This is a genomic window from Pseudomonas sp. D3-10 (assembly GCF_051132175.1).
Classification (GTDB): Bacteria; Pseudomonadota; Gammaproteobacteria; order Pseudomonadales; family Pseudomonadaceae; genus Aquipseudomonas.
The window spans coordinates 4,520,886-4,542,989 of the sequence record NZ_CP071668.1 but is presented as its reverse complement, the minus strand read 5'-3'; the positions used below and the strand labels follow the sequence as shown (position 1 = coordinate 4,542,989).

Below are 22,104 nucleotides of genomic sequence, written 5' to 3'. Positions count from 1 at the left end.
TTGATGCCGAAAAGGTGCAACGTTTTGCTTGAATCGGTCAAGGAACTGCCCCCTTTGCAGGTGCCGGAAATAAAAGGTGAAGGATTATGCCATGACCGGACGGTTTCGCGGCGGCCCAGGTTGATGTACACCAAAACCTGTGGGAGCGAGCTTGTGGGAGCAAAGCTTGCTCGCGATACAGGCGACACGGTTCAACTGCAACACTGTGTCATCGTTCATCGCGAGCAAGCTTTGCTCCCACAGGCTCATTCCACAGGGCAGGGCTGCGACATAGGTGTAACGGCCAAGCTGATGTTAGGCGGTCAATATGGCACTTCAACTGCAAGCTGTTGCCGGATATGTGTAGCTGGCATTGCAGTTAAGCTTATTCCGACCCGTCTGCCTGGCTGGGTCAACGCCGAGAGGGATCCAGAAGATCAACAATTTGCGACCATCGAGATCACATCCATTTTCTGATCCTTACCCTAACGACAAAGCCCGCAGATGTGGGCTTGTCGTTTCTGGAAGACATAAAAAAGCCCGGACTGCCCGGGCTAGTATCAGGCAGCTTTTACTGGCTTTATCAGGCTTTCTGCTGGAATGCCGAACATATCGTGAAGCTTCCAGATCATGGGCAGAGTTAACGAGCGTTTACGGTTGAGCACCTCGTATACGCGGTTCGTTTTTCCGATAGCGGGAGCCAGATCGGCCGCGGTGAGTCCGGATTGCTCCATGCGAAACTTGATGGCTTCAATTGGGTCAGGCAGATCAACCGGGAAGTTCTTGGTTTCGTAGGCCTCGATCAGAGTGATCATGACTTCGAAAGCATCGCCTTCCGGGGTGCCAGGTTCAGGCTCATTCTCAAACAGGGGAGAGATCTCTTTGAGAGCTATCCGGTATTCGTCATCGGTGCGGATTGGGCGAATGTTCATGGTGATTACTCCATTTCCACGGTGTTTGCGTCGATCTCATCGTACCGACTATGAGTGCCAACAAACTTGATGTACACAGCGCCGAAGCGGTAAGCAATGGCGACCACCAGGCGGTAGTCGTTACCCTTGATGTTGAATACCACGCGGCGACTCTTGAGAATGCTTGCGTTACCGTATTGCGCCTTGATGTCGTTTGGGTTGGTCCAAGTGGCTTTTTTGGCATCGTCAAGCCAAGCCTTAAGCTGCTGTTCGGAATCTGGGTATTTCTCCCAGAAGGCTTTCAGGTGACTGATGGCGATAATTCTCATGGGTGAGAATGTAGTCCCGTGGTGGGACTTTTGCAAGCATTCACAAGCAACAGCTTGCAGTTCTGCCGGGCACTCTGTTTCCGATATCTTGGGCCCATCTTCCACAGGGGACGCCATGAGATTGTTCGTAGGCGCGGTAGCTATTGCTTTGCTGGCGGGGTGTTCTACGTCGCCAGTTTCTCCAGGCGAAGCGAAGCCGGTTCCGAAAGACTGTTCCTTGCTTTCTCCGCAAAGCCGAAAGAGACATACGGAACCGTAGTCGTGACTCGAGACACGGGGTTCCTGGGGCGCGACTGCTATGTCGCTGTCCATATCGACGGAACGCTTGCTGCACGAATCGATGCCGGTGAGGTGGCGAAATTCTTTCTGCCCACGGCGATCACTTCGTCGGGCTCGGCATAGACAAGCAAGGCGGCATGTGCAGCTAGCCAGACCTCATAAAAAGCAAAGCCGCCCGAAGGCGGCTTCAATCGACACGCAGTTGAGCTTGCTCTGCCCCTTCTGCGTGACTGGGTCAACCCGGAGAGGGACCCAGACTCCTGCCAGCGTTCGCCGGTGACGGGGGCGATCATGGCTACTGATATCTGCGAATTCAAGCGAGCTTGATTCTTGAAACAGGCTGCATGAGTTTTTTTGCGGTGTTAAACCCGTAAAATCAAGGGCTTGCTTCGATGAGGTGCGTTTTATTTCTTTTCTTGTCTGAGCAAGCGCTTGTGGTCTGTCAGACGCACCGAAGTTTCCGACAAGTTTTTAAGGTTGTCCGTCGGAAGCGAGGGCTCTAGCCTCTGGGTGTTGCTGCCAGTTCAGCGACCGGACGTGAGAATCCGAACTCCTCTAGGCGCGCAGGCGTCGACCATATAAAGTGCAGGCGCTTTTCGTCTGCGCATTATGTTATGGCGGCTGTGCGCGGGCATGCTTCGGCATGGCCGGGCTTCTAGGGACTCGGATTCTCACCCCGCGTACGGCTGCCACCCTTCGGTCCGTGAGAAGACTCGGTGGCGGCTCCCAATTCTCTAGGAGCAATAACATGATCAAAGATACGCCTAATCCTCCAAAGCCAGCCTCCACTTTCCCCTACGGCGATTACGCCCCCGAAAAATTGCAAGAAGCAGCTGACCGTGTGCTGGATCAATATCTCAAGCCTGATGACGACAGCAAGTCAGAGCCCAAGCCCTCAGTGCAGTTATTCACGGTGGCTGACGGTATCGACACCGAAGTGTTGCTGGCCAACCTCAGCGAAACCCTGGCTTCGGCCAATGCGATGCTCAATGATCTTGCCTTCGATCAGGACGGCTCGCGACGGCATGTAGCGTTGGGGGTGGCGCAGATGATTGAGTTGGGGATGTTGTTGGCGAACAAGTGCCTAGATCGGGTAGAGCTTCGGACTTGATGTAATAAGTGCCGGCCTCATCGCGAGCAGGCTCGCTCCCACAGGGTATGTGGTGTCAACAAATATGAGGTCTACATCAAACCCCTGTGGCGAGGGAGCTTGCTCCCGCTGGGCCGGGCTGGCGCTCCAGCGCGAAGCAGCCCTGAAACCGGGCAGCGCGGTATGTCAGGCAGATTGAGTTGACTGCTTTGGGGCTGCTACGCAGCCCAGCGGGAGCAAGCTCCCTCGCCACAACAGCTGTTATGCGTGGGTTTCTTCCTGCTCAGGCACCAGCCGTACTTCCACCCTCTGACCCAACGCACGCGCTGCGCTGGCAAGTGTTGCCAGCGTCATCCCCGCATCGTTCTGATCCAGCGCACGATCAACAGCAGTGCGACTGGTGTGCATCCGCTGTGCCAAGGCCTTTTTGGTCACTTTCTGAAGCTTCATTGCTTCGGCAATCTGCCAGGCAATAACGCGTTTGAGCGCAGCTGCGGAAACTTCTTCGGCGATACCTTGCTCGGCGAGGAAGTCGTCAAAATCAGATCCGATGTGTTTGTTCATTTGCTGTGCCTCATAGTCTTGCTTTGCGTTGCTTGGCGGTTGCCATGTCGGTGGTTGGCGTTTTTTGACTTTTCTTTATGAAAGCGTGGAGCAGAACCATGTCAGAGCCCACCACAGTGAAGAGAACGCGGGCGATGGTATCTCCAAGGTCAATCCTGACCTCCCATAGCCCAGTGTCCAGCTTGCGAACCACCGGCATACCTATAGGCCAACCAATCTGAACGGTTTTGATGTCAGTCCCGATCATCCGTCTATGCTCGCGAGGCAGGTCAGTCAGCCATTCGCGAACAGGCTCATTCCCGGCGTCGGTGCGGAAGAAACGTACGTTCAGTATGGGGGCAATATCAACCATGAATGGAAGTGTACCGAAATAGGTGCATTTCACAAGTCCGGTTGCTACTGAGAATGTCTACAGAATCCTGCGATTGCGGGCATCTCCTGGCCTCGGCCTATGCAATACTCAGCAACCTGACGTTTGACCTGGACGGCTCGCGACGGCATGTAGCGTTGGGGGTGGCGCAGATGATTGAGTTGGGGATGTTGTTGGCGAACAAGTGCCTGGATCGGGTAGAGCTTCGGACTTGATGTAATAAGTGCCGGCCTCTTCGCGAGCAGGCTCGCTCCCACAGGGTATGTGGTGTCAACAAATATGAGGTCTACATCAAACCCCTGTGGCGAGGGAGCTTGCTCCCGCTGGGCCGGGCTGGCGCTCCAGCGCGAAGCGGCCCTGAAACCGGGCAGCGCGGTATGTCAGGCAGATTGAGTTGACTGCTTTGGGGCTGCTACGCAGCCCAGCGGGAGCAAGCTCCCTCGCCACAACAGCGGTCCGCTTCAGCGCGATACAGCCATCAACCCCGGCGCTGGATAAACGCTCGGATCCGCTCCGCCGCTTCCACGCATTCGGCCAATGGCGCAACCAGGGCCATGCGCACGCGGCCGGCGCCTGGGTTGACGCCGTCCACGTCGCGGGACAGGTACGAGCCTGGCACGACGGTTACGTGTTCCTGTTCGAACAAGTCGCGGCAGAAGGCGGCATCATCGCCCGCTACGTTCGGCCACAGGTAGAAGCTGCCATCGGGGCGTTGTACGTCCAGCACCGGGCTGAGGATTTCCAGCACGGCGTCGAATTTTTCCCGGTACAGGGCGCGGTTGGCTCGCACGTGCTCTTCGTCGTTCCACGCGGCGATGCTCGCCAGTTGGGTCTGAACCGGCATCGCGCAGCCATGATAGGTGCGGTACAGCAAAAAGCCCTTGAGGATATCGGCGTCGCCGGCCACGAAACCGGAGCGCAGGCCGGGCAGGTTGGAGCGCTTGGAGAGGCTGTGGAACACCACGCAGCGCTTGAAGTCCTTGCGGCCCAGTTCGACGCAGGCGGTGAGTAGGCCTGGCGGCGGGGTTTGTTCGTCGAAGTAGAGTTCGCTGTAGCACTCGTCCGAGGCGATGACGAAGTCATATTCATCCGCCAGGGCGATGAGTTTCTTCAGCACATCCACCGGGATCAGCGCGCCAGTCGGGTTGCCGGGGGAGCACAGGAACAGGATCTGGCAACGTTTCCAGACGTCTGGCGAGACGGCATCGAAATCCGGATTGAAACCGTTCGTGTCCAGGCACGGCAGGTAATGCGGCTTGGCCCCGGCCAGGAACGCCGCGCCTTCGTAGATCTGGTAGAACGGATTCGGGCTCACCACCAAGGCGTTGTCGCCACGGTTGACCACGGTCTGGGTGAAGGCGAACAGGGCTTCGCGGGTGCCATTGACCGGCAGCACGTGGCGCGCCGGGTCGAGCCAGCCGTTCGGCACGTTGAAGCGGCGCTCGCACCAGCCGGTGATGGCTTCACGCAGTTCCGGGATGCCGAGTGTGGTCGGGTACACCGCCATTTTTTCCAGATTGCTGGCCAGCGCCTCGGCCACGAAGCTTGGCGAGCGATGCTTGGGCTCGCCGATGGACAACGCGATCGGGCGCTTGTCTGGGTTCGGCGTGACGCTGCCGAGCAGGGCGCGGAGTTTTTCGAACGGGTACGGCTGGAGCTGGTTCAAAGCGTTGTTCATCGGGGGCCTCGTTCAATGTGGGCGCGATCCTTTGTGGGAGCGAGCTTGCTCGCGACAGCGGTGGATCAGGCAACATCGGCTTGGATGTTCCGCGGCCATCGCGAGCAAGCGCGCTCCCACAGGGAGTGGTGTTCGTTCAGATGCTAATGCGAGTCAGGTGAGCATCGGGTTCCTGGTTGACGCTCAAGTGCTGGACGATCGCTTCCTGCAAGCGGCTGCAAAGCTGCGGATCGGACAACGGCTGGTTGTGGGCGTCGGTGATGAAGAAAACGTCTTCCACCCGCTCGCCGAGCGTGGCGATCTTGGCGTTCTGCAGCGACAGGTCGAATTCCAGGAAAATATGGCCGACTCGCGCCAGCAGGCCCGGGCGATCCGGTGCGCTGAGCTCCAACACCGTGACCTGACGCTGGGCGTCGTTGTGGATCGTCACTTGTGGTGCAAAGGCAAAATGCTTGAGCTGGCGGGGCACGCGTCGCTGGATGATGGTCGGGTAGTCCGCCGGGTTGCGTAGGGCGTCGGTGAGTCCGTCGCGAATCTGCTTGACCCGCGCCGGGTTGTCGCCAATAGAGTCGCCGTCAGTGTCGAGCACGATATAGGTGTCGAGGGTGAACTGGCTGGTGGACGTAATGACCCGAGCGTCATGGATGTTGAGATTGAGCTGGTCCATCGCCGCCACCGTCACCGCGAAGAAGTCGTGCTGGTCCGGCGCATAGATGAAGATCTGCGTGCCGCCCTCGAACTCGCGCTGGGTGGTTTCCTTGATCAACACCAGCGGCCCGCCATCGGCCGGTTGCTGCAGGATCGCGTCGCTGTGCCAGGCCACGTCGCCGGCGGTATGGCGCAGGAAATAATCATCACCCAATTGCGACCAGAGCTGCTCGACGTCGTCCGGATCAGTGCCCCCGCGCACCAGGATATCCAGGGCCGCGCTTTGGGTGCGGCGGATCTGCTCTTCGCGGTCCACGGGGTTTTCCAGGCCACGGCGCAAGGCGCGCTTGGTCTCGGTGTAGAGCTGGCGCAACAGGCTGGCGCGCCAGGAGTTCCACAGGGTCGGGTTGGTGGCGTTGATGTCGGCAACGGTCAGCACGTAGAGGTAATCCAGGCGGGTTTCGTCGCCAACGGCCTGGGCGAAGTCATGGATCACCTGCGGGTCGGACAGGTCCTTGCGCTGGGCGGTGGTGGACATCACCAGGTGGTTCTGCACCAGCCAGACGATCAGCCGGCTGTCCCAAGTTGGCAGTTGGTGCCGCTGGCAAAAAGCCTCGGCATCCACCGCGCCAATCTCGGAATGGTCGCCCTGGCGGCCCTTGCCGATGTCGTGATACAGCCCCGCCATGTAGATCAGCTCGGGCTTGGGCAGCTTGGCCATGAGCTTGCTGGCCAGCGGAAATTTCTCCGACACCTGGGTGTACTGCAGCTTACGCAGATGCTTGATCAGGTTCAGGGTGTGGGCGTCGACCGTGTAGATGTGGAACAGGTCGTGTTGCATCTGCCCGACGATGTAGCCGAATTCCGGCAGGTAGCGCCCCAGGATCCCGTAGCGGTTCATGCGTCGCAGGTTGCGGTGCACGCCGATCTTGCACTTGAACAGTTCGATGAACAGGCTGGTGTTGCGGATATCGTGGCGGAAATCATCGTCGATCAGATGCCGGTTTTCCCGCAGCAGGCGAATGGTATCGGCGCGCACGCCCTTGATTTCCGGTTGCTGGGCCATGAGCACGAAAATCTCGAGCATGGCGAACGGGGTGCGGCGGAACACATTGGCATTGCGCGCTTCGATGTAGCCGTCGTGCAGTTGGAAGCGCGAGTTGATCGGCTGCGGCGGCTCCTCGTCCTCGGGGGCGAGGATGACCTCTTCGAAGTGCTGGATGATCAGTTCGCTGAGCTGGGCGATGCTCATCACGACACGGTAGTACTGCTGCATGAAGTTTTCGATGGATTGCTTGGCATCCTGTCCTTCGAAACCCAGCAGGCCGGCAATGGAGCGCTGATGATCGAACAGCAAGCGGTCCTCGGAGCGTCCGGCGAGCATGTGCAGGGCGTAGCGGACCTTCCATAAGAATTCCTGGGACGATGCCAGCAAGGCGTTCTCGCTTTCCACCAGGAAACCTTCGCCGGCCAGGGCTCGCAGGTTCAGCGTGCCGTACTGACGGCGGGCGACCCACAGGATCGTCTGGATGTCACGCAGCCCGCCGGGCGAGCCCTTGACGTTGGGCTCCAGGTTGTATTCGGTGTCGTTGTACTTGTGGTGCCGGGCCTTCTGCTCGGCATGCTTGGCCAGGAAAAAGTCTTTGCTGGGCCACATGTGCGCGGTGCTGGTCACATCCAGCATGCGCTGGCGCAGGCGCTCGGGGCCGGCGATGGTGCGGCTTTCCATCAGGTTGGTGATCACCGTCAGGTCGGCGCGGGCCTCGTCGGCGCATTCCTGCACAGAACGCACGCTTTGGCCGACTTCCAGGCCAATGTCCCACAGCAGCGTCAGGAAGCGCTCGATGGAATCGCGGAAAATCTCGTGGTCCGCGCTATCCAAAAGGATCAGCAGATCAATGTCGGAATAGGGGTGCAGTTCGCCACGCCCGTAGCCGCCCACCGCCACCAGCGCGATGTCGGCATTCTCGCTCCAGTTGAACTGGTCCCAGGCCTTTTGCAGGATGTTGTCGACGAACCAGGCGCGGTCTTCGATCAACCGGCGGATATCGCGGCCACTGCGAAAGCGCTGGTCGAGCACTTCGTGGGCCTGGCGGATCGCCTTCTTGAACGCCGAAATGGGGCTTGCCTTCAGGGCCAGTTCAGCCTGGAACTGGCCGCGGTCGAAGAGTTCGGGGTCCACCTGCGGCATCGAATGACTTTCCTTTCTATCTATATCTATAGGCTGGGTACGGGTCAGGCGGAAACACGCGCGATGGTGTCATCGCTGCGCAGGGTAAAGATTTCGTAGCCGGTCTCGGTGACGAGCAGCGTGTGCTCCCATTGGGCCGACAACTTGCGGTCCTTGGTGATGGCGGTCCAGCCGTCGCCCAGTACCTTGGTGTCGGCGCGGCCCTGGTTGATCATCGGCTCGATGGTGAAGGTCATGCCCGCCTGCAGTTCCATGCCGGTGCCGGCGCGGCCGTAATGCAGGATTTGCGGTTCTTCATGGAACACCTTGCCGATGCCGTGGCCGCAGAACTCGCGCACCACCGAGAAACCGTTCTTCTGCGCGTGCTTCTGGATCACTTCGCCGATGTCGCCCAGGCGGCAGCCCGGTTTCACCAGTTCGATGGCCATGTACATGCATTCCTGGGTGACCTTGGACAGGCGTTCGGCCCACTCCGGTACGTTGCCGACATGGAACATCCGGCTGGTATCGCCATGGTAGCCATCCTTGATGACAGTGACGTCGATGTTCAGGGTATCGCCGTCCTTCAATGGTTTCTCATTGGGGATGCCATGGCAGACCACATGGTTGATCGAGGTACAGATCGACTTCGGAAAGCCTTTATAGTTGAGCGGGGCAGGGATGGCTTTCTGCTCGTTGACGATATAGTCGTGGCAGATGCGGTCCAGCTCTTCAGTGGTAACGCCCGGCTTGACGTAGTCGGCGATCATTTCCAGCACTTCGGCGGCGAGTTTGCCGGCGACACGCATTTTAGCGATGTCCTCGGGAGTCTTGAGGGTAACGGTCATACAGGCTCTCTCTGCGCCCGACGGCGCTGTTCAAAACGAAATGGGCGGCGGATGATGATCCATGCGGCCCTGAAAGAGGCGATTCTAACAGACGATCAGCGCAAATCCCCGTCCACATGCATCGCTTCTCTCTATAGGGGTGTGCATCCATGGCCCATGAAAGGGCTGTGGGAAGGGGGCTTCACCGGGATTTCAGAATCCGTGTTCCGTTTTCGCCCTTGCTGTGGTATAAAATGCGCCGCTTTCCGGGGATGACCCCGTAAGCTTAAATCCACACACGTGTCGACACGATGACCTGGGTGCCTTCGGCTTTCACCGCCGCTGGTTGGTCATTGGGATACGTGGAGGCCAAACCCGACTTATCAAGGAACTATCATGTCCCAAGTCAACATGCGCGATATGCTGAAGGCCGGTGTGCACTTCGGCCACCAGACCCGTTACTGGAACCCGAAAATGGGCAAGTACATTTTCGGCGCGCGCAACAAGATCCACATCATCAACCTTGAAAAAACCCTGCCGATGTTCAACGAAGCACTGACCTTCGTAGAGCGCCTGGCCCAGGGCAAAAACAAGATTCTGTTCGTCGGCACCAAGCGTTCCGCCGGCAAGATCGTTGCTGAAGAAGCAGCACGTTGCGGTTCGCCGTACGTCGATCACCGCTGGTTGGGCGGCATGCTGACCAACTTCAAGACCATCCGCGCTTCCATCAAGCGTCTGCGTGACCTTGAAGTCCAGTCCGAAGATGGTACTTTCGCCAAGCTGACCAAGAAAGAAGCGCTGATGCGCACTCGCGATCTTGAGAAGCTGGACCGCTCCCTGGGCGGTATCAAGGACATGGGCGGTCTGCCTGACGCACTGTTCGTGATCGACGTTGACCACGAGCGCATCGCGATCACCGAAGCCAACAAGCTGGGTATCCCGGTCATCGGCGTTGTCGATACCAACAGCAGCCCGGAAGGCGTTGACTACATCATCCCAGGCAACGATGACGCCATCCGCGCCATCCAGCTGTACATGGGTTCGATGGCTGACGCTGTTATCCGTGGTCGCAACAACGTTAATGGCGGCACCGAAGTCTTCGCTGAAGAAGCTCCGGCGGCAGCCGCTGAGTAATTGACGCCCTGGCGTTGACTCAGTAAGCAAAAAGGGGGCTTGGCCCCCTTTTTGCCACCTCGAAAACCACTTGTCGCAAGCGCAGCTACCTGTTTGTAACCTGCAGCGATCTATAAACAGTGGTTTTTCCAGGAAGAATTGATCGCCCGTTCGGTCGGGTGGAATGGTTGAAAACCTATCCAAGAGGATTTTGAAATGGCAGAGATTACTGCAGCGTTGGTCAAAGAACTGCGCGAGCGTACCGGCGAAGGCATGATGGACTGCAAGAAAGCCTTGACCAAGGCTGGCGGCGACATCGAGAAAGCCATTGATGACATGCGCGCTTCGGGCGCCATCAAGGCTGCCAAGAAAGCTGGCAACGTTGCCGCTGAAGGCGCCATCGCCATCAAGGACGACGGTAAAGCCGCCGTTCTGCTGGAAGTCAACTCCCAGACCGACTTCCTGGCTCTGCAGGATGACTTCAAGGCATTCGTCGCTGCCAGCGTCGAAAAAGCTTTCGCTGACAAACTGACCGACGCAGCTCCGCTGATCGAAGCTCAGGAAGAAGCCCGCCTGGTCCTGGTTGGCAAGACCGGCGAAAACGTCAACATCCGTCGCCTGGTTCGCGTTGAAGGTGATGTGGTTGGTACCTACCTGCACGGCAACAAGATCGGTGTTGCAGTTGTCCTGAAGGGCGGCGATACCGAGCTGGCGAAAGACATCGCCATGCACGTGGCTGCAACCAACCCTGAGTTCCTGCTGCCTTCGGACGTTTCGGCTGAAGCGATCGAGCGCGAGAAGGGTGTTTTCCTGCAGCTGAACGAAGAGAAGCTGAAAGGCAAGCCTGCTGAAATCGCTGAAAAAATGGTCAGCGGCCGTATTTCCAAATTCCTGGCCGAAGCCAGCCTGGTTGAGCAGGCGTTCGTCAAGAACCCGGAAATCAAGGTCGGCGACCTGGCTAAGAAAGCCGGCGCTGAAATCGTTTCGTTCACCTACTTCAAAGTAGGCGAAGGCATCGAGAAGCCGGTCGACAACTTCGCTGAAGAAGTTGCTGCCCAGGTAGCTGCTGCCAGCAAGCAATAAGACGGTTCAACGACTGTCGCCCAGAAGAGGCTGCCCGCTCACGCGCGCAGCCTCTTTTTGGATGAGGATGCCGATTTATATTGGTTTCCTGTCGGAACTGGCTTACAAAGCCGTGTTCCGATGGCGCTGTGTCAGCGTCAAGCTAGAGTGAACGAGGCTGCAAACAGCCCGTTAAGAATTTTTTGAGAAAATACGCCGCAGGAGAGATTCGCAATGGCTCAGCAGGGCAGTGGTTATCAGGCTCGCTATAAACGCATTCTACTCAAGCTTAGCGGCGAGGCCCTGATGGGCTCGGAAGAGTTCGGGATCGATCCGAAAGTGCTGGACCGCATGGCTCTGGAAGTTGGCCAGTTGGTCGGGATCGGCGTACAGGTCGGCCTGGTCATCGGCGGCGGCAACCTGTTCCGTGGTGCAGCGCTGAGCGCGGCGGGCATGGATCGGGTCACGGGCGACCACATGGGCATGCTGGCCACTGTGATGAACGCTCTGGCTATGCGCGACGCGCTGGAGCGTGCCAATATCTCGGCCATCGTGATGTCGGCCATTTCCATGGTTGGCGTGACCGATCACTACGATCGCCGCAAGGCCATGCGCCACCTCAACTCCAAGGAAGTGGTGATCTTTGCCGCCGGTACCGGTAATCCGTTCTTCACCACGGATTCGGCCGCGTGCCTGCGAGCGATCGAAATCGATGCCGATGTCGTGCTCAAGGCAACCAAGGTAGATGGCGTGTACACCGCTGACCCGTTCAAAGACCCGCATGCCGAGAAGTTCGATCATCTGACCTACGATGAAGTGCTGGATCGCAAGCTGGGTGTAATGGATCTGACGGCTATCTGCCTGTGCCGCGACCACAAGATGCCGCTGCGCGTTTTCAACATGAACAAACCCGGTGCCCTGCTGAACATCGTCCATGGCGGCGCCGAAGGAACACTGATCGAGGAAGGCAAGCAATGATCAACGAAATCAAGAAAGACGCTGAAGAGCGCATGAAGAAATCCTTGGACTCCCTGAGCCACGCATTCGGTCAGATTCGTACCGGCAAGGCTCACCCGAGCATCCTCGGCAGCGTCATGGTGCCTTACTACGGCACTGACACACCGCTGAGCAGCGTTGCCAACGTCACCGTGAAAGATTCGCGCACCCTGCAGGTCGTGGCTTTTGAGCGCAACATGCTCGCTGCTGTAGACAAGGCGATCCAGAGCGCCGGTCTGAACCTCAACCCAACTAACCTGGGTGAGCTGCTGCTGATCCCGATGCCGGCTCTCACCGAGGAAACGCGCAAAGGATTTACCAAACAGGCCCGTAGCGCTGCGGAAGACGCGCGTGTTGCCGTGCGCAACATCCGTCGTGACGCGTTGGGTGAGCTGAAGAAGCTGGTCAAGGATAAGGAAATCAGTGAAGACGAAGAGCGTCGTGCCATCGCTGATATCGATAAGCTGACCAAAGAATCCGAGGCCCAAATCACCAAGGCCACGGACGAGAAAGAAAAAGACCTGATGGCCGTATAAGGGTCTCGTTTTAATGGATAAGACCAAGCAGGCCGTGCCGTTCGCGGTGCCGCGCCACGTGGCGATCATCATGGACGGCAATAACCGCTGGGCCAAGAAACGCTTTATGCCCGGCGTCGCCGGGCACAAAGCCGGGGTTGATGCGGTCCGTGCAGTCATCGAGGTGTGTGCCGAGGCCGGCGTCGAGGTGCTCACCCTGTTCGCCTTCTCCAGCGAGAACTGGCAGCGTCCGGCCGATGAGGTCAGTGCCTTGATGGACCTGTTCCTCAAGGCCTTGCGACGTGAAGCCAAGCGCCTGGACGAAAACAAGATCAGCTTGCGGATCATCGGCGATCGTTCACGTTTTCATCCTGAGCTGCAGGCGGCAATGCGTGAGGCTGAGTCAGCCACGGCTGGCGCCGATCGGTTTGTCCTGCAAATCGCCGCCAATTATGGCGGCCAATGGGATATTGCCCAGGCCGCCCAGCGGCTGGCGCGGGAGGTTCAGGCCGGTCATTTGCGGCCAGAGGACATCACTGCCGACCTGTTGCAAACGTGCCTGGCGACCGGCGACCTGCCGCTGCCGGACTTGTGCATCCGCACCGGTGGCGAACACCGCATCAGCAATTTCCTGCTGTGGCAGCTGGCTTACGCCGAGCTGTACTTCTCCGACCTGTTCTGGCCGGACTTCAAACACGAAGCCATGCGCACCGCATTGGCCGATTTCGCTTCCCGTCAGCGTCGTTTCGGTAAAACGAGCGAGCAGATCGAAGCTGGAGCCCGGGTTTAATGCTAAAACAACGAATCATCACAGCCTTGATCCTGTTGCCCATCGCGTTGGGTGGTTTTTTCCTATTGGAAGGTGCGGGCTTCGCCCTGTTCATCGGCCTGGTCGTGACGTTGGGCGCTTGGGAATGGGGGCGGCTGGCGGGTTTTGCCGCTCAATCGGCGCGCGTGACCTACGCGGCGGCGGTAGCGGCCATGTTGTTCATCATGTATGTGGTGCCTGGTATCGCGCCCTGGGTACTGGGAGCGGCGGTGCTCTGGTGGGCAACCGCGACGTTCCTGGTCTTGACCTATCCGCGTACCACGCACCATTGGTCCAATGCCGCGACCAAGCTGGTGATAGGGCTGCTGATCCTGTTGCCGGCCTGGCAAGGGCTGATCTGGATCAAGCAGGGGCCTCTGGGCAACTGGCAGATCATGGCGGTGATGGTGCTGGTGTGGGGCGCCGATGTCGGAGCCTATTTTTCTGGCCGTGCCTTCGGCAAGCGCAAGCTGGCGCCAAAGGTCAGTCCTGGCAAGAGCTGGGAAGGCGTCTATGGCGGCCTTGCCTTGAGCCTGGTCATCACGGCGGTGGTCGGCTTCGTGCGAGACTGGACCGTCGCGCAACTGTTGATGGGGTTGTTCGGCGCGGCCCTCATCGTGTTTGTCTCGGTGGTCGGCGACTTGACCGAAAGCATGTTCAAGCGCCAGTCCGGGATCAAGGACAGCAGTAACCTGCTGCCGGGTCACGGCGGCGTACTGGATCGTATCGACAGCCTGACTGCCGCGATTCCTGTCTTCGCCGTTCTGCTCTGGATGGCCGCGTCGTGAGTCGTGCACAGCAGATCACTGTGCTGGGCGCTACGGGTTCGATCGGCCTCAGCACGCTGGACGTCATTGGCCGGCACCCTGAGCGCTACCAGGTGTTCGCCCTCAGTGGTTTCACGCGCTTGAGCGAGTTGCTGGCGCTGTGCATTCGCCACGCGCCACGGTTTGCCGTAGTGCCCGAGGCTAGCGTGGCGAGCGCGCTGCAAGACGACCTACGGGCCGCGGGGCTGCGAACCCGGGTGCTCGTGGGGGAAGAGGGTCTTTGCCAGGTGGCTTCCGATCCGGAAGTCGACGCCGTGATGGCGGCGATCGTGGGTGCGGCGGGGCTGCGCCCGACCTTGGCGGCGGTGGAGGCTGGCAAGAAAATTCTGCTGGCCAATAAAGAGGCGCTGGTGATGTCTGGCGCGCTGTTCATGCAAGCGGTGCGCAAAAGCGGCTCGGTACTGTTGCCGATCGACAGCGAACACAACGCGATTTTCCAATGCATGCCGCAGGACTTTTCCCGTGGCCTGGAGGCAGTGGGCGTCCGGAGGATTCTTCTGACGGCGTCCGGTGGTCCGTTCCGGCAGACACCGCTGGAAGAATTGGTGCATGTTTCACCCGAGCAGGCCTGCGCTCATCCGAACTGGTCCATGGGGCGCAAGATATCCGTGGATTCAGCCAGCATGATGAACAAAGGGTTGGAGTTGATCGAGGCCTGCTGGCTGTTCGACGCCAAGCCGTCGCAGGTAGAAGTGGTGATCCACCCGCAGAGCGTGATCCACTCCCTCGTCGACTACGTCGATGGTTCGGTGCTGGCCCAGTTGGGCAACCCGGACATGCGCACGCCGATCGCCAACGCGTTGGCCTGGCCGGAGCGGATTGATTCGGGAGTGGCGCCGCTGGACCTGTTCGCGATCGCGCGCCTGGATTTCCAGGCGCCCGATGAACAGCGCTTTCCCTGCCTGCGCCTGGCGCGGCAGGCGGCCGAGGTGGGCAACAGCGCGCCGGCCATGCTTAATGCCGCTAACGAAGTGGCGGTTGCAGCGTTTCTCGATGGGCGTGTCCGTTACCTCGAGATCGCGAGTATCATCGAGGAAGTCTTGAACCTCGAGGCCGTGGTCTCCCTCGATGACCTCGACGCGGTATTTACCGTGGATGCCAGGGCTCGCCAGTTGGCGGGCCAGTGGTTGAGCCGCCACGGGCGTTGAGGCTGCGGTACGTTAGCCAGGGTTGTCCTGGGCAGGATTGTGGAGAAAACAGATGAGCGCGCTCTATATGATCGTCGGCACCCTGGTTGCGCTGGGTGTGCTGGTCACTTTTCACGAATTCGGCCATTTCTGGGTCGCGCGTCGCTGTGGCGTCAAGGTCCTGCGTTTTTCCGTCGGCTTCGGCATGCCCCTGCTACGCTGGCACGACAAGCAGGGCACTGAATTCGTTGTCGCGGCCATCCCCCTGGGCGGCTACGTGAAGATGCTCGACGAGCGCGAGGGTGAAGTTCCTCTCGACCAGCTCGACCAATCCTTCAATCGCAAGACCGTTCGTCAGCGCATCGCCATCGTGGCGGCGGGGCCGATCGCCAACTTCCTGCTGGCCCTGGTGTTTTTCTGGGCGCTGGCCATGCTGGGCAGCGAGCAGGTGCGCCCTGTCATTGGCGCGGTCGAGGCGGGGAGCGTTGCGGCGCGCGCCGGGTTGGGCGCGGGCCAGGAAATCGTGGCCATCGATGGCGAGCCAACATCAGGCTGGGCCGCCGTCAATCTGCAATTGGTGCGTCGCCTGGGTGAGAGCGGTTCCCTGCAGATGATCGTTCGCGAGGAGGGATCCACCGCGGACTCGCCCCGGGAGCTGGTACTCGATAATTGGCTCAAAGGTGCCGACGAGCCTGATCCGATCCGCTCCCTCGGGATCCGTCCATGGCGTCCCGCGCTGGCGCCTGTTCTCGCCGAACTCGACCCGAAAGGCCCGGCACATGCCGCGGGCCTGAAGGCCGGTGACCGTTTGCTCGCGTTCGATGGGCGGGCGGTCAGCGACTGGCAGCAGGTGGTCGACTCGGTTCGTGTCCGTCCTGATGCCAAAATATTGCTGAGCGTGGAGCGCGACGGCGCCACGATTGATGTTCCCGTGACGTTGGCCGCCCGTGGCGAAGCCAAAGCGCCGACGGGTTACCTGGGGGCGGGGGTCAAGGCGGTCGACTGGCCACCGGAGATGGTTCGAGAGGTCAGCTTCGGCCCTGTCGCGGCAATTGGCGAGGGCGCGCGGCGTACTTGGACCATGAGTGTCCTGACCCTCGACTCGCTGAAGAAAATGTTGTTCGGCGAGCTCTCGGTAAAAAACTTGAGTGGACCGATAACCATTGCTAAAGTGGCGGGCGCTTCTGCCCAGTCGGGCGTCGCTGATTTCCTGAATTTCCTTGCTTATCTGAGCATTAGCCTGGGGGTTCTGAATTTGCTGCCCATCCCGGTACTGGATGGGGGGCATCTGCTGTTTTATCTGATCGAGTGGGCGCGTGGTCGTCCCTTGTCGGATCGGGTGCAAGGTTGGGGGATACAGATCGGTATCAGCTTGGTGGTCGGGGTGATGTTGCTTGCCTTGGTCAACGATCTGGGTCGTCTGTAACGCTTCGCTGAATTGCGAATCTGCCGCATTTTGCGGCAGTTTGTTTATTGCCAGTTGGAATAAGAAAGGACTTCATGAAACGTCTGCTGCTAACTGCGGTTCTCACCGTATTGATGATCGCCGAAGTTCACGCCGAGTCCTTCACTATCTCTGATATTCGCGTCAACGGCCTCCAGCGGGTTTCCGCAGGTAGCGTCTTTGGTGCCTTGCCGCTGAACGTCGGCGAGCAGGCGGATGATCGGCGCCTGGTGGAATCCACTCGTGCGTTGTTCAAGACCGGCTTCTTTCAAGATATCCAGCTGGGCCGCGACGGCAATGTCCTGGTCATCACGGTCGTCGAGCGCCCTTCGGTCGCCAGTATCGAGATCGAGGGCAACAAGGCGATTTCCACTGAGGACCTGATGAAAGGCCTCAAGCAATCCGGCCTGGCCGAAGGCGAGATCTTCCAGCGCGCCACTCTCGAAGGTGTGCGTAACGAGCTGCAGCGCCAGTACGTCGCCCAGGGTCGCTATTCGGCCACCGTCGACACCGAAGTGGTGCCGCAGCCACGCAACCGCGTCGGCCTGAAGGTCAACATCAACGAAGGCACCGTGGCGGCCATCCAGCACATCAACGTGGTGGGCAACACGGTTTTCCCGGATGAAGACCTGATCGACCTGTTCGAGCTCAAGACCACCAACTGGCTGTCGTTCTTCAAGAACGACGACAAGTACGCCCGTGAAAAACTTTCCGGTGACCTGGAGCGCCTGCGTTCCTACTACCTGGACCGTGGCTACATCAACATGGATATCGCTTCGACCCAGGTGTCCATTACCCCGGACAAGAAGCACGTCTACATCACCGTCAACGTCAACGAAGGCGAGAAGTACACCGTTCGTGACGTCAAGCTCAGTGGTGACCTGAAAGTCCCTGAAGACCAGGTGAAATCACTCTTGCTCGTGCAGAAGGGCCAGGTGTTCTCGCGCAAGCTGATGACCACCACGTCCGAGCTGATCACCCGTCGCCTGGGTAACGAGGGTTATACCTTCGCCAACGTCAACGGCGTGCCGCAGCCGCACGATGAAGACCATACCGTCGACATCACCTTCGCCGTGGATCCGGGCAAGCGTGCCTACGTCAACCGCATCAACTTCCGTGGCAACACCAAATCCGAAGATGAAGTGCTGCGTCGTGAAATGCGCCAGATGGAAGGCGGTTGGGCGTCGACCTACCTGATCGACCAGTCCAAGACCCGTCTGGAACGCCTGGGCTTCTTCAAGGAAGTCAACGTCGAGACCCCGGCCGTACCGGGCGTCGATGACCAGGTGGATGTGAACTACAGCGTTGAAGAACAAGCTTCCGGCTCGATCACCGCCAGCGTCGGTTTCGCCCAGAGCGCGGGCCTGATCCTGGGTGGGTCGATCACCCAGAACAACTTCCTGGGCACCGGTAACAAGGTCAGCCTCGGCCTGACCCGAAGCGAGTACCAGACCCGCTACAACTTCGGCTACGTGGACCCCTACTGGACCGCCGACGGCGTGAGCCTGGGCTACAACGCCTTCTATCGCACCACCGACTACGACGAGCTCGATGCTGACATCTCCAGCTACGCCGTGGACAGCCTGGGTGCGGGTGTGAACGTTGGTTACCCAATCAGCGAGACTTCGCGCCTTACCTTCGGCCTCACCGCGCAGCAGGACAAGATCAACACCGGTCGCTACACCGTTGACGAGATTTTCGATTTCGTCGAGAAGGAAGGCGATAACTACCTGAACTTCAAGGCGTCTGTCGGCTGGTCCGAATCGACCTTGAACAAGGGCGTGCTGGCGACGCGCGGTCGGTCCCAGAGCCTGGTGCTGGAAACCACCACCCCTGGCAGTGACCTGTCGTTCTTCAAGCTCGATTACCGTGGCCAGTTGTTCCAGCCGTTGACCGACAACTACACCATGCGCCTGCACACCGAGCTGGGTTATGGCGATGGCTACGGTTCGACCGATGGCCTGCCGTTCTATGAGAACTACTACGCCGGTGGTTTCAACTCGGTCCGTGGTTTCAAGGACAGCACCTTGGGCCCGCGCAGTACGCCGAGCCGTGGCACCAACCCGGGGACCATCCGCGATCCGGACCAGGATCCGCTGCCGTTCGGTGGCAACGTGCTCATCCAGGGCGGCGCGGAAATCCTGTTCCCGATGCCGTTCGTCAAGGATCAGCGCTCCCTGCGTACCTCGGTATTCTGGGACGTGGGTAACGTATTCGACTCCAGTTGTGATGACACCACCAACGCTAACGGTACGAGTTCCAATACCAAGTGCAACGACATCAGCCTCAGCAACCTGGCCAGCTCCGTCGGTGTGGGCGTGACCTGGGTAACCGCGCTGGGCCCGTTGAGCTTCGCGTTGGCGATGCCGATCAAGAAACCGGACGACGCTGAAACCCAAGTGTTCCAATTCTCCCTCGGCCAGACGTTCTAAGCGTCTGACCCAAGATAACGACAACGGATTTTGTAGGAGTACATCGTGCGTAAGTTGACTCAATTGGTTCTTCTGGCGACCGTGCTGGTCGCAGGCCCGGCTTTTGCCGACATGAAAATCGCCGTGCTGAACTATCAGATGGCCTTGCTGGAGTCCGACGCGGCGAAGAAATACGCCGTAGACGCCGAGAAGAAATTTGGCCCGCAACTGACCAAGCTCAAAGGCCTGGAAAGCAGTGCCAAAGGCATTCAGGACCGTCTGGTGGCCGGTGGCGACAAGATGGCCCAGGGCGAGCGCGAACGCCTGGAGCTTGAATTCAAGCAGAAGGCTCGTGACTTCCAGTTCCAGTCCAAGGAACTGAACGAAGCGAAAGCCGTGGCCGACCGTGAAATGCTCAAGCAGCTCAAGCCGAAACTCGACAGCGCCGTGGAAGAAGTCATCAAGAAAGGTGGTTTCGACCTGGTGTTCGAGCGGGGCGCAGTGATCGATGTCAAACCTCAATACGACATCACGCGCCAGGTCATCGAGCGCATGAACCAGCTGAAGTAATCCATGACAGCGACTATCAAGCTCGGCCAATTGGCTGAGTTCCTCGGCGCCACCCTGCGTGGCGACCCGGAGAAGGTCATCACTGGGCTAGCCACTTTGCAAGAGGCTGGCCCAGCTCAGTTGAGCTTCCTGGCAAATCCCCAGTACCGCAAATACCTGGCTGACAGCCGGGCTGCCGCGTTATTGCTCAAGGCTGGCGATGCCGAAGGGTTTGTCGGCGATGCGCTGATCGTGGCCGATCCGTACCTGGCGTACGCGCGAATTTCCCATCTGTTCGATCCCAAGCCCATGTCGGCGGCAGGCATTCATCCCAGCGCGGTGATCGCGTCGGATGCCGTCGTCGATCCCTCGGCCAGTATCGGTCCCTTCGTCGTCATCGAAAGCGCGGCCCGGATTGGCGCCGGCGTGACGCTGGGCGCCCATTGCTTCATCGGTGCGCGTAGCGAGATCGGCGAGGGCGGTTGGCTGGCTCCGCGGGTCACCCTCTACCACGATGTACGCATCGGCAAACGGGTGGTGATCCAGTCCGGCGCGGTGCTGGGCGGTGAAGGGTTCGGTTTCGCCAATGAGAAGGGCGTCTGGCAAAAGATCGCCCAGATTGGTGGCGTGAGCGTTGGCGACGACGTGGAGATAGGCGTCAATACGGCCATCGACCGTGGCGCGCTGGCCGATACGGTCATCGGCAATGGCGTCAAGCTCGATAACCAGATCCAGATCGCCCACAACGTCCAGGTCGGTGATCACACCGCCATGGCGGCTTGTGTCGGCATTTCCGGCAGCACCAAAATCGGCAAGCACTGCATGCTCGCCGGCGGCGTGGGCCTGGTGGGCCATATCGATATTTGTGACAACGTATTCCTGACCGGGATGACCATGGTGACCCACTCGATTACCGAGCCGGGTGCCTATTCTTCCGGCACAGCCATGCAACCGGCTGCCGAGTGGCGAAAGAGCGCGGCGCGTATCCGCCAGCTCGACGACATCGCGCGGCGCCTCAAGCAGGTGGAAAAGCGTGTAGGGGACGTGACCCCTGGCGGTAATGCTTCATCAGATGGCTGATACCATTTCCATATCAAGTGTGCACAGCCGCTAGGCCCTGGCCTCCTTGATTTGCTAGCGGGGTGCGCGTCAATCGTGCGCTCCCAATCTTTACATAGGCTTCCCCCCGAAATGATGGACATCAACGAGATTCGCGAATACCTGCCTCACCGTTACCCGTTCCTGCTGGTGGATCGGGTCGTGGACCTGGATGTTGAAGGCAAGCGCATTCGCGCCTACAAGAATGTCAGCATCAACGAACCGTTCTTCAATGGCCACTTCCCAGCGCATCCAATCATGCCGGGCGTGTTGATCATCGAAGCGATGGCTCAGGCTGCCGGGATCCTTGGTTTCAAAATGCTCGACGTGAAGCCTGCCGATGGCACGCTGTATTACTTCGTCGGCTCCGACAAGCTGCGTTTCCGCCAGCCGGTGACCCCGGGCGATCAATTGATCCTCGAGGCCAAGTTCATCAGTTGCAAGCGCCAGATCTGGAAATTCGAATGCCAGGCTTCGGTCGACGGCAAGCCGGTCTGCTCCGCTGAAATCATCTGCGCGGAACGCAAGCTATGAGTTTGATTGACCCTCGCGCAATCATCGATCCGTCGGCCGTGCTGGCCGCCGATGTCGAGGTTGGCCCTTGGTCAATCATCGGCGCAGGTGTGGAAATCGGCGAGGGCACGGTGATCGGTCCCCACGTAATTCTCAAGGGCCCGACCCGGATCGGCCGGCACAATCGCATCTACCAGTTTTCATCGGTAGGCGAGGACACGCCCGATCTCAAGTACAAAGGTGAAGAAACCCGCCTGGTGATCGGCGATCACAATGTGATTCGCGAAGGCGTGACGATCCACCGTGGCACCGTCCAGGACCGTTCCGAAACGACGCTGGGCGATCACAACCTGATCATGGCCTATGCCCATATCGGTCACGACAGCATCATTGGCAACCATTGCATCCTGGTCAACAACACCGCGTTGGCCGGCCATGTGCATGTGGATGACTGGGCGATCCTGTCCGGTTTCACCCTGGTTCACCAGTATTGCCATATCGGTGCCCACAGTTTCTCCGGCATGGGCACCGCCATCGGCAAGGATGTCCCGGCCTATGTCACGGTGTTCGGTAACCCGGCCGAAGCCCGCAGCATGAACTTCGAAGGCATGCGTCGTCGTGGTTTCAGCGAAGAGGCGATCACGGCCTTGCGCCGCGCCTACAAGGTCGTCTACCGCCAGGGCCTGACGGTCGACCAGGCGCTCGCCGAACTGGCCGAAGCGTCAGTGCAGTTCCCGGAGGTCGCGACATTCCGCGACTCCATCCAGTCTTCGACCCGCGGCATCACCCGCTGACC

General features: G+C 59.4%; 22 protein-coding genes and 1 pseudogene. 16 read left to right on the top strand and 7 right to left on the bottom strand.

The window, feature by feature from the left end; all coding sequences use genetic code 11:
• Positions 1-24: 24 nt before the first annotated feature.
• Positions 25-456 (top strand): hypothetical protein, encoded by a 432-nt coding sequence (locus J3P90_RS20485; protein WP_434609810.1) that lies wholly within the window; start codon positions 25-27, stop codon positions 454-456.
• 83 nt (positions 457-539) lie between these two features.
• Here J3P90_RS20485 and J3P90_RS20480 read toward each other — a convergent pair whose 3' ends face one another.
• Both J3P90_RS20480 and J3P90_RS20475 read right to left on the bottom strand, forming a co-directional pair.
• A complete protein-coding gene (locus tag J3P90_RS20480; protein WP_434609812.1) occupies positions 540-911 on the bottom strand; it encodes a helix-turn-helix domain-containing protein in 372 nt (123 codons plus the stop codon).
• Between the two features lie 5 nt (positions 912-916).
• A complete protein-coding gene (locus J3P90_RS20475; RefSeq protein WP_434675305.1) occupies positions 917-1,219 on the bottom strand; it encodes a type II toxin-antitoxin system HigB family toxin in 303 nt (100 codons plus the stop codon).
• A gap of 1,027 nt (positions 1,220-2,246) precedes the next feature.
• Here J3P90_RS20475 and J3P90_RS20470 point away from each other — a divergent pair.
• On the top strand, positions 2,247-2,609 hold the full coding sequence (locus tag J3P90_RS20470; protein ID WP_434609816.1) for a DUF6124 family protein: 363 nt from the start codon (positions 2,247-2,249) through the stop codon (positions 2,607-2,609).
• A gap of 240 nt (positions 2,610-2,849) precedes the next feature.
• Here the strand turns inward: J3P90_RS20470 and J3P90_RS20465 are convergent, their stop codons facing one another.
• Together J3P90_RS20465 and J3P90_RS20460 are read right to left on the bottom strand one after the other, a co-directional pair.
• Positions 2,850-3,152 (bottom strand): Fis family transcriptional regulator, encoded by a 303-nt coding sequence (locus J3P90_RS20465; RefSeq protein ID WP_420764233.1) that lies wholly within the window; start codon positions 3,150-3,152, stop codon positions 2,850-2,852.
• A 10-nt stretch (positions 3,153-3,162) separates the two neighbouring features.
• Entirely contained in the window at positions 3,163-3,504 is a 342-nt protein-coding gene (locus J3P90_RS20460) for a type II toxin-antitoxin system RelE/ParE family toxin (RefSeq protein ID WP_028237030.1), read from the bottom strand.
• A gap of 86 nt (positions 3,505-3,590) precedes the next feature.
• Here J3P90_RS20460 and J3P90_RS20455 point away from each other — a divergent pair.
• Positions 3,591-3,737: pseudogene (locus J3P90_RS20455) on the top strand (DUF6124 family protein); the annotation flags it as partial.
• A gap of 263 nt (positions 3,738-4,000) precedes the next feature.
• Here J3P90_RS20455 and dapC read toward each other — a convergent pair.
• The 3 genes from dapC to map form a co-directional block, all read right to left on the bottom strand.
• Positions 4,001-5,200, bottom strand: coding sequence for a succinyldiaminopimelate transaminase (gene dapC / locus J3P90_RS20450; RefSeq protein ID WP_434675304.1), 1,200 nt, complete (start codon positions 5,198-5,200; stop codon positions 4,001-4,003).
• 136 nt (positions 5,201-5,336) lie between these two features.
• Positions 5,337-8,039 (bottom strand): [protein-PII] uridylyltransferase, encoded by a 2,703-nt coding sequence (locus J3P90_RS20445; RefSeq protein WP_434675303.1) that lies wholly within the window; start codon positions 8,037-8,039, stop codon positions 5,337-5,339.
• 44 nt (positions 8,040-8,083) lie between these two features.
• The gene (map, locus tag J3P90_RS20440) at positions 8,084-8,866 is read right to left on the bottom strand and encodes a type I methionyl aminopeptidase (protein ID WP_186705495.1); all 783 of its coding nucleotides are present in this window, start codon (positions 8,864-8,866) and stop codon (positions 8,084-8,086) included.
• Between the two features lie 375 nt (positions 8,867-9,241).
• On the opposite strand from map, the gene rpsB reads away from it, so the two are divergent.
• From rpsB to lpxA, 13 genes are all read left to right on the top strand, one after another.
• Positions 9,242-9,979 carry a 30S ribosomal protein S2 gene (gene rpsB / locus J3P90_RS20435; RefSeq protein WP_003198231.1) on the top strand — a complete coding sequence of 246 codons (738 nt, stop codon included), beginning with the start codon at positions 9,242-9,244 and terminating at the stop codon, positions 9,977-9,979.
• Between the two features lie 195 nt (positions 9,980-10,174).
• Entirely contained in the window at positions 10,175-11,041 is an 867-nt protein-coding gene (gene tsf, locus J3P90_RS20430; protein ID WP_072387961.1) for a translation elongation factor Ts, read from the top strand.
• Between the two features lie 213 nt (positions 11,042-11,254).
• Entirely contained in the window at positions 11,255-11,998 is a 744-nt protein-coding gene (pyrH, locus tag J3P90_RS20425; protein ID WP_039591983.1) for a UMP kinase, read from the top strand.
• Complete coding sequence (gene frr, locus J3P90_RS20420) at positions 11,995-12,552, top strand: ribosome recycling factor (RefSeq protein ID WP_420764236.1); 558 nt, start codon at positions 11,995-11,997, stop codon at positions 12,550-12,552. Before pyrH ends, frr begins: the two co-directional genes overlap by 4 nt.
• A gap of 13 nt (positions 12,553-12,565) precedes the next feature.
• Positions 12,566-13,321, top strand: coding sequence for a polyprenyl diphosphate synthase (gene uppS / locus J3P90_RS20415; RefSeq protein ID WP_434562533.1), 756 nt, complete (start codon positions 12,566-12,568; stop codon positions 13,319-13,321).
• Entirely contained in the window at positions 13,321-14,127 is an 807-nt protein-coding gene (locus tag J3P90_RS20410) for a phosphatidate cytidylyltransferase (RefSeq protein ID WP_434609827.1), read from the top strand. The genes uppS and J3P90_RS20410 overlap by 1 nt, the downstream gene beginning before the upstream one ends.
• On the top strand, positions 14,124-15,314 hold the full coding sequence (ispC, locus tag J3P90_RS20405; protein ID WP_434609829.1) for a 1-deoxy-D-xylulose-5-phosphate reductoisomerase: 1,191 nt from the start codon (positions 14,124-14,126) through the stop codon (positions 15,312-15,314). Before J3P90_RS20410 ends, ispC begins: the two co-directional genes overlap by 4 nt.
• A gap of 52 nt (positions 15,315-15,366) precedes the next feature.
• Positions 15,367-16,719 carry an RIP metalloprotease RseP gene (gene rseP / locus J3P90_RS20400; protein WP_434675302.1) on the top strand — a complete coding sequence of 451 codons (1,353 nt, stop codon included), beginning with the start codon at positions 15,367-15,369 and terminating at the stop codon, positions 16,717-16,719.
• A gap of 74 nt (positions 16,720-16,793) precedes the next feature.
• A complete protein-coding gene (bamA, locus tag J3P90_RS20395) occupies positions 16,794-19,169 on the top strand; it encodes an outer membrane protein assembly factor BamA (protein WP_420764241.1) in 2,376 nt (791 codons plus the stop codon).
• Positions 19,170-19,214: 45 nt separating this feature from the next.
• Positions 19,215-19,718: an OmpH family outer membrane protein gene (locus J3P90_RS20390; protein WP_003184901.1), complete on the top strand. Its 504-nt coding sequence runs from the start codon at positions 19,215-19,217 to the stop codon at positions 19,716-19,718.
• 3 nt (positions 19,719-19,721) lie between these two features.
• Positions 19,722-20,777, top strand: coding sequence for a UDP-3-O-(3-hydroxymyristoyl)glucosamine N-acyltransferase (lpxD, locus tag J3P90_RS20385; protein ID WP_434675301.1), 1,056 nt, complete (start codon positions 19,722-19,724; stop codon positions 20,775-20,777).
• A 111-nt stretch (positions 20,778-20,888) separates the two neighbouring features.
• Positions 20,889-21,329, top strand: a complete 441-nt coding sequence (fabZ, locus tag J3P90_RS20380) for a 3-hydroxyacyl-ACP dehydratase FabZ (RefSeq protein WP_003184897.1) — start codon at positions 20,889-20,891, stop codon at positions 21,327-21,329.
• Entirely contained in the window at positions 21,326-22,102 is a 777-nt protein-coding gene (gene lpxA / locus J3P90_RS20375; RefSeq protein ID WP_434650101.1) for an acyl-ACP--UDP-N-acetylglucosamine O-acyltransferase, read from the top strand. The genes fabZ and lpxA overlap by 4 nt, the downstream gene beginning before the upstream one ends.
• Positions 22,103-22,104 lie beyond the last annotated feature (2 nt).

Bases quoted from the DNA above. Each gene is read 5' to 3' on its own strand.
- J3P90_RS20480 (WP_434609812.1), bottom strand. From the start codon at position 911: ATGAACATTCGCCCAATCCGCACCGATGACGAATACCGGATAGCTCTC.
- lpxD (WP_434675301.1), top strand. From the start codon at position 19,722: ATGACAGCGACTATCAAGCTCGGCCAATTGGCTGAGTTCCTCGGCGCC.
- J3P90_RS20470 (WP_434609816.1), top strand. From the start codon at position 2,247: ATGATCAAAGATACGCCTAATCCTCCAAAGCCAGCCTCCACTTTCCCC.
- map (WP_186705495.1), bottom strand. From the start codon at position 8,866: ATGACCGTTACCCTCAAGACTCCCGAGGACATCGCTAAAATGCGTGTC.
- uppS (WP_434562533.1), top strand. From the start codon at position 12,566: ATGGATAAGACCAAGCAGGCCGTGCCGTTCGCGGTGCCGCGCCACGTG.
- rseP (WP_434675302.1), top strand. From the start codon at position 15,367: ATGAGCGCGCTCTATATGATCGTCGGCACCCTGGTTGCGCTGGGTGTG.
- tsf (WP_072387961.1), top strand. From the start codon at position 10,175: ATGGCAGAGATTACTGCAGCGTTGGTCAAAGAACTGCGCGAGCGTACC.
- frr (WP_420764236.1), top strand. From the start codon at position 11,995: ATGATCAACGAAATCAAGAAAGACGCTGAAGAGCGCATGAAGAAATCC.
- bamA (WP_420764241.1), top strand. From the start codon at position 16,794: ATGAAACGTCTGCTGCTAACTGCGGTTCTCACCGTATTGATGATCGCC.
- rpsB (WP_003198231.1), top strand. From the start codon at position 9,242: ATGTCCCAAGTCAACATGCGCGATATGCTGAAGGCCGGTGTGCACTTC.
- J3P90_RS20410 (WP_434609827.1), top strand. From the start codon at position 13,321: ATGCTAAAACAACGAATCATCACAGCCTTGATCCTGTTGCCCATCGCG.
- dapC (WP_434675304.1), bottom strand. From the start codon at position 5,200: ATGAACAACGCTTTGAACCAGCTCCAGCCGTACCCGTTCGAAAAACTC.
- lpxA (WP_434650101.1), top strand. From the start codon at position 21,326: ATGAGTTTGATTGACCCTCGCGCAATCATCGATCCGTCGGCCGTGCTG.
- J3P90_RS20445 (WP_434675303.1), bottom strand. From the start codon at position 8,039: ATGCCGCAGGTGGACCCCGAACTCTTCGACCGCGGCCAGTTCCAGGCT.
- J3P90_RS20460 (WP_028237030.1), bottom strand. From the start codon at position 3,504: ATGGTTGATATTGCCCCCATACTGAACGTACGTTTCTTCCGCACCGAC.
- fabZ (WP_003184897.1), top strand. From the start codon at position 20,889: ATGATGGACATCAACGAGATTCGCGAATACCTGCCTCACCGTTACCCG.
- J3P90_RS20475 (WP_434675305.1), bottom strand. From the start codon at position 1,219: ATGAGAATTATCGCCATCAGTCACCTGAAAGCCTTCTGGGAGAAATAC.
- pyrH (WP_039591983.1), top strand. From the start codon at position 11,255: ATGGCTCAGCAGGGCAGTGGTTATCAGGCTCGCTATAAACGCATTCTA.
- J3P90_RS20465 (WP_420764233.1), bottom strand. From the start codon at position 3,152: ATGAACAAACACATCGGATCTGATTTTGACGACTTCCTCGCCGAGCAA.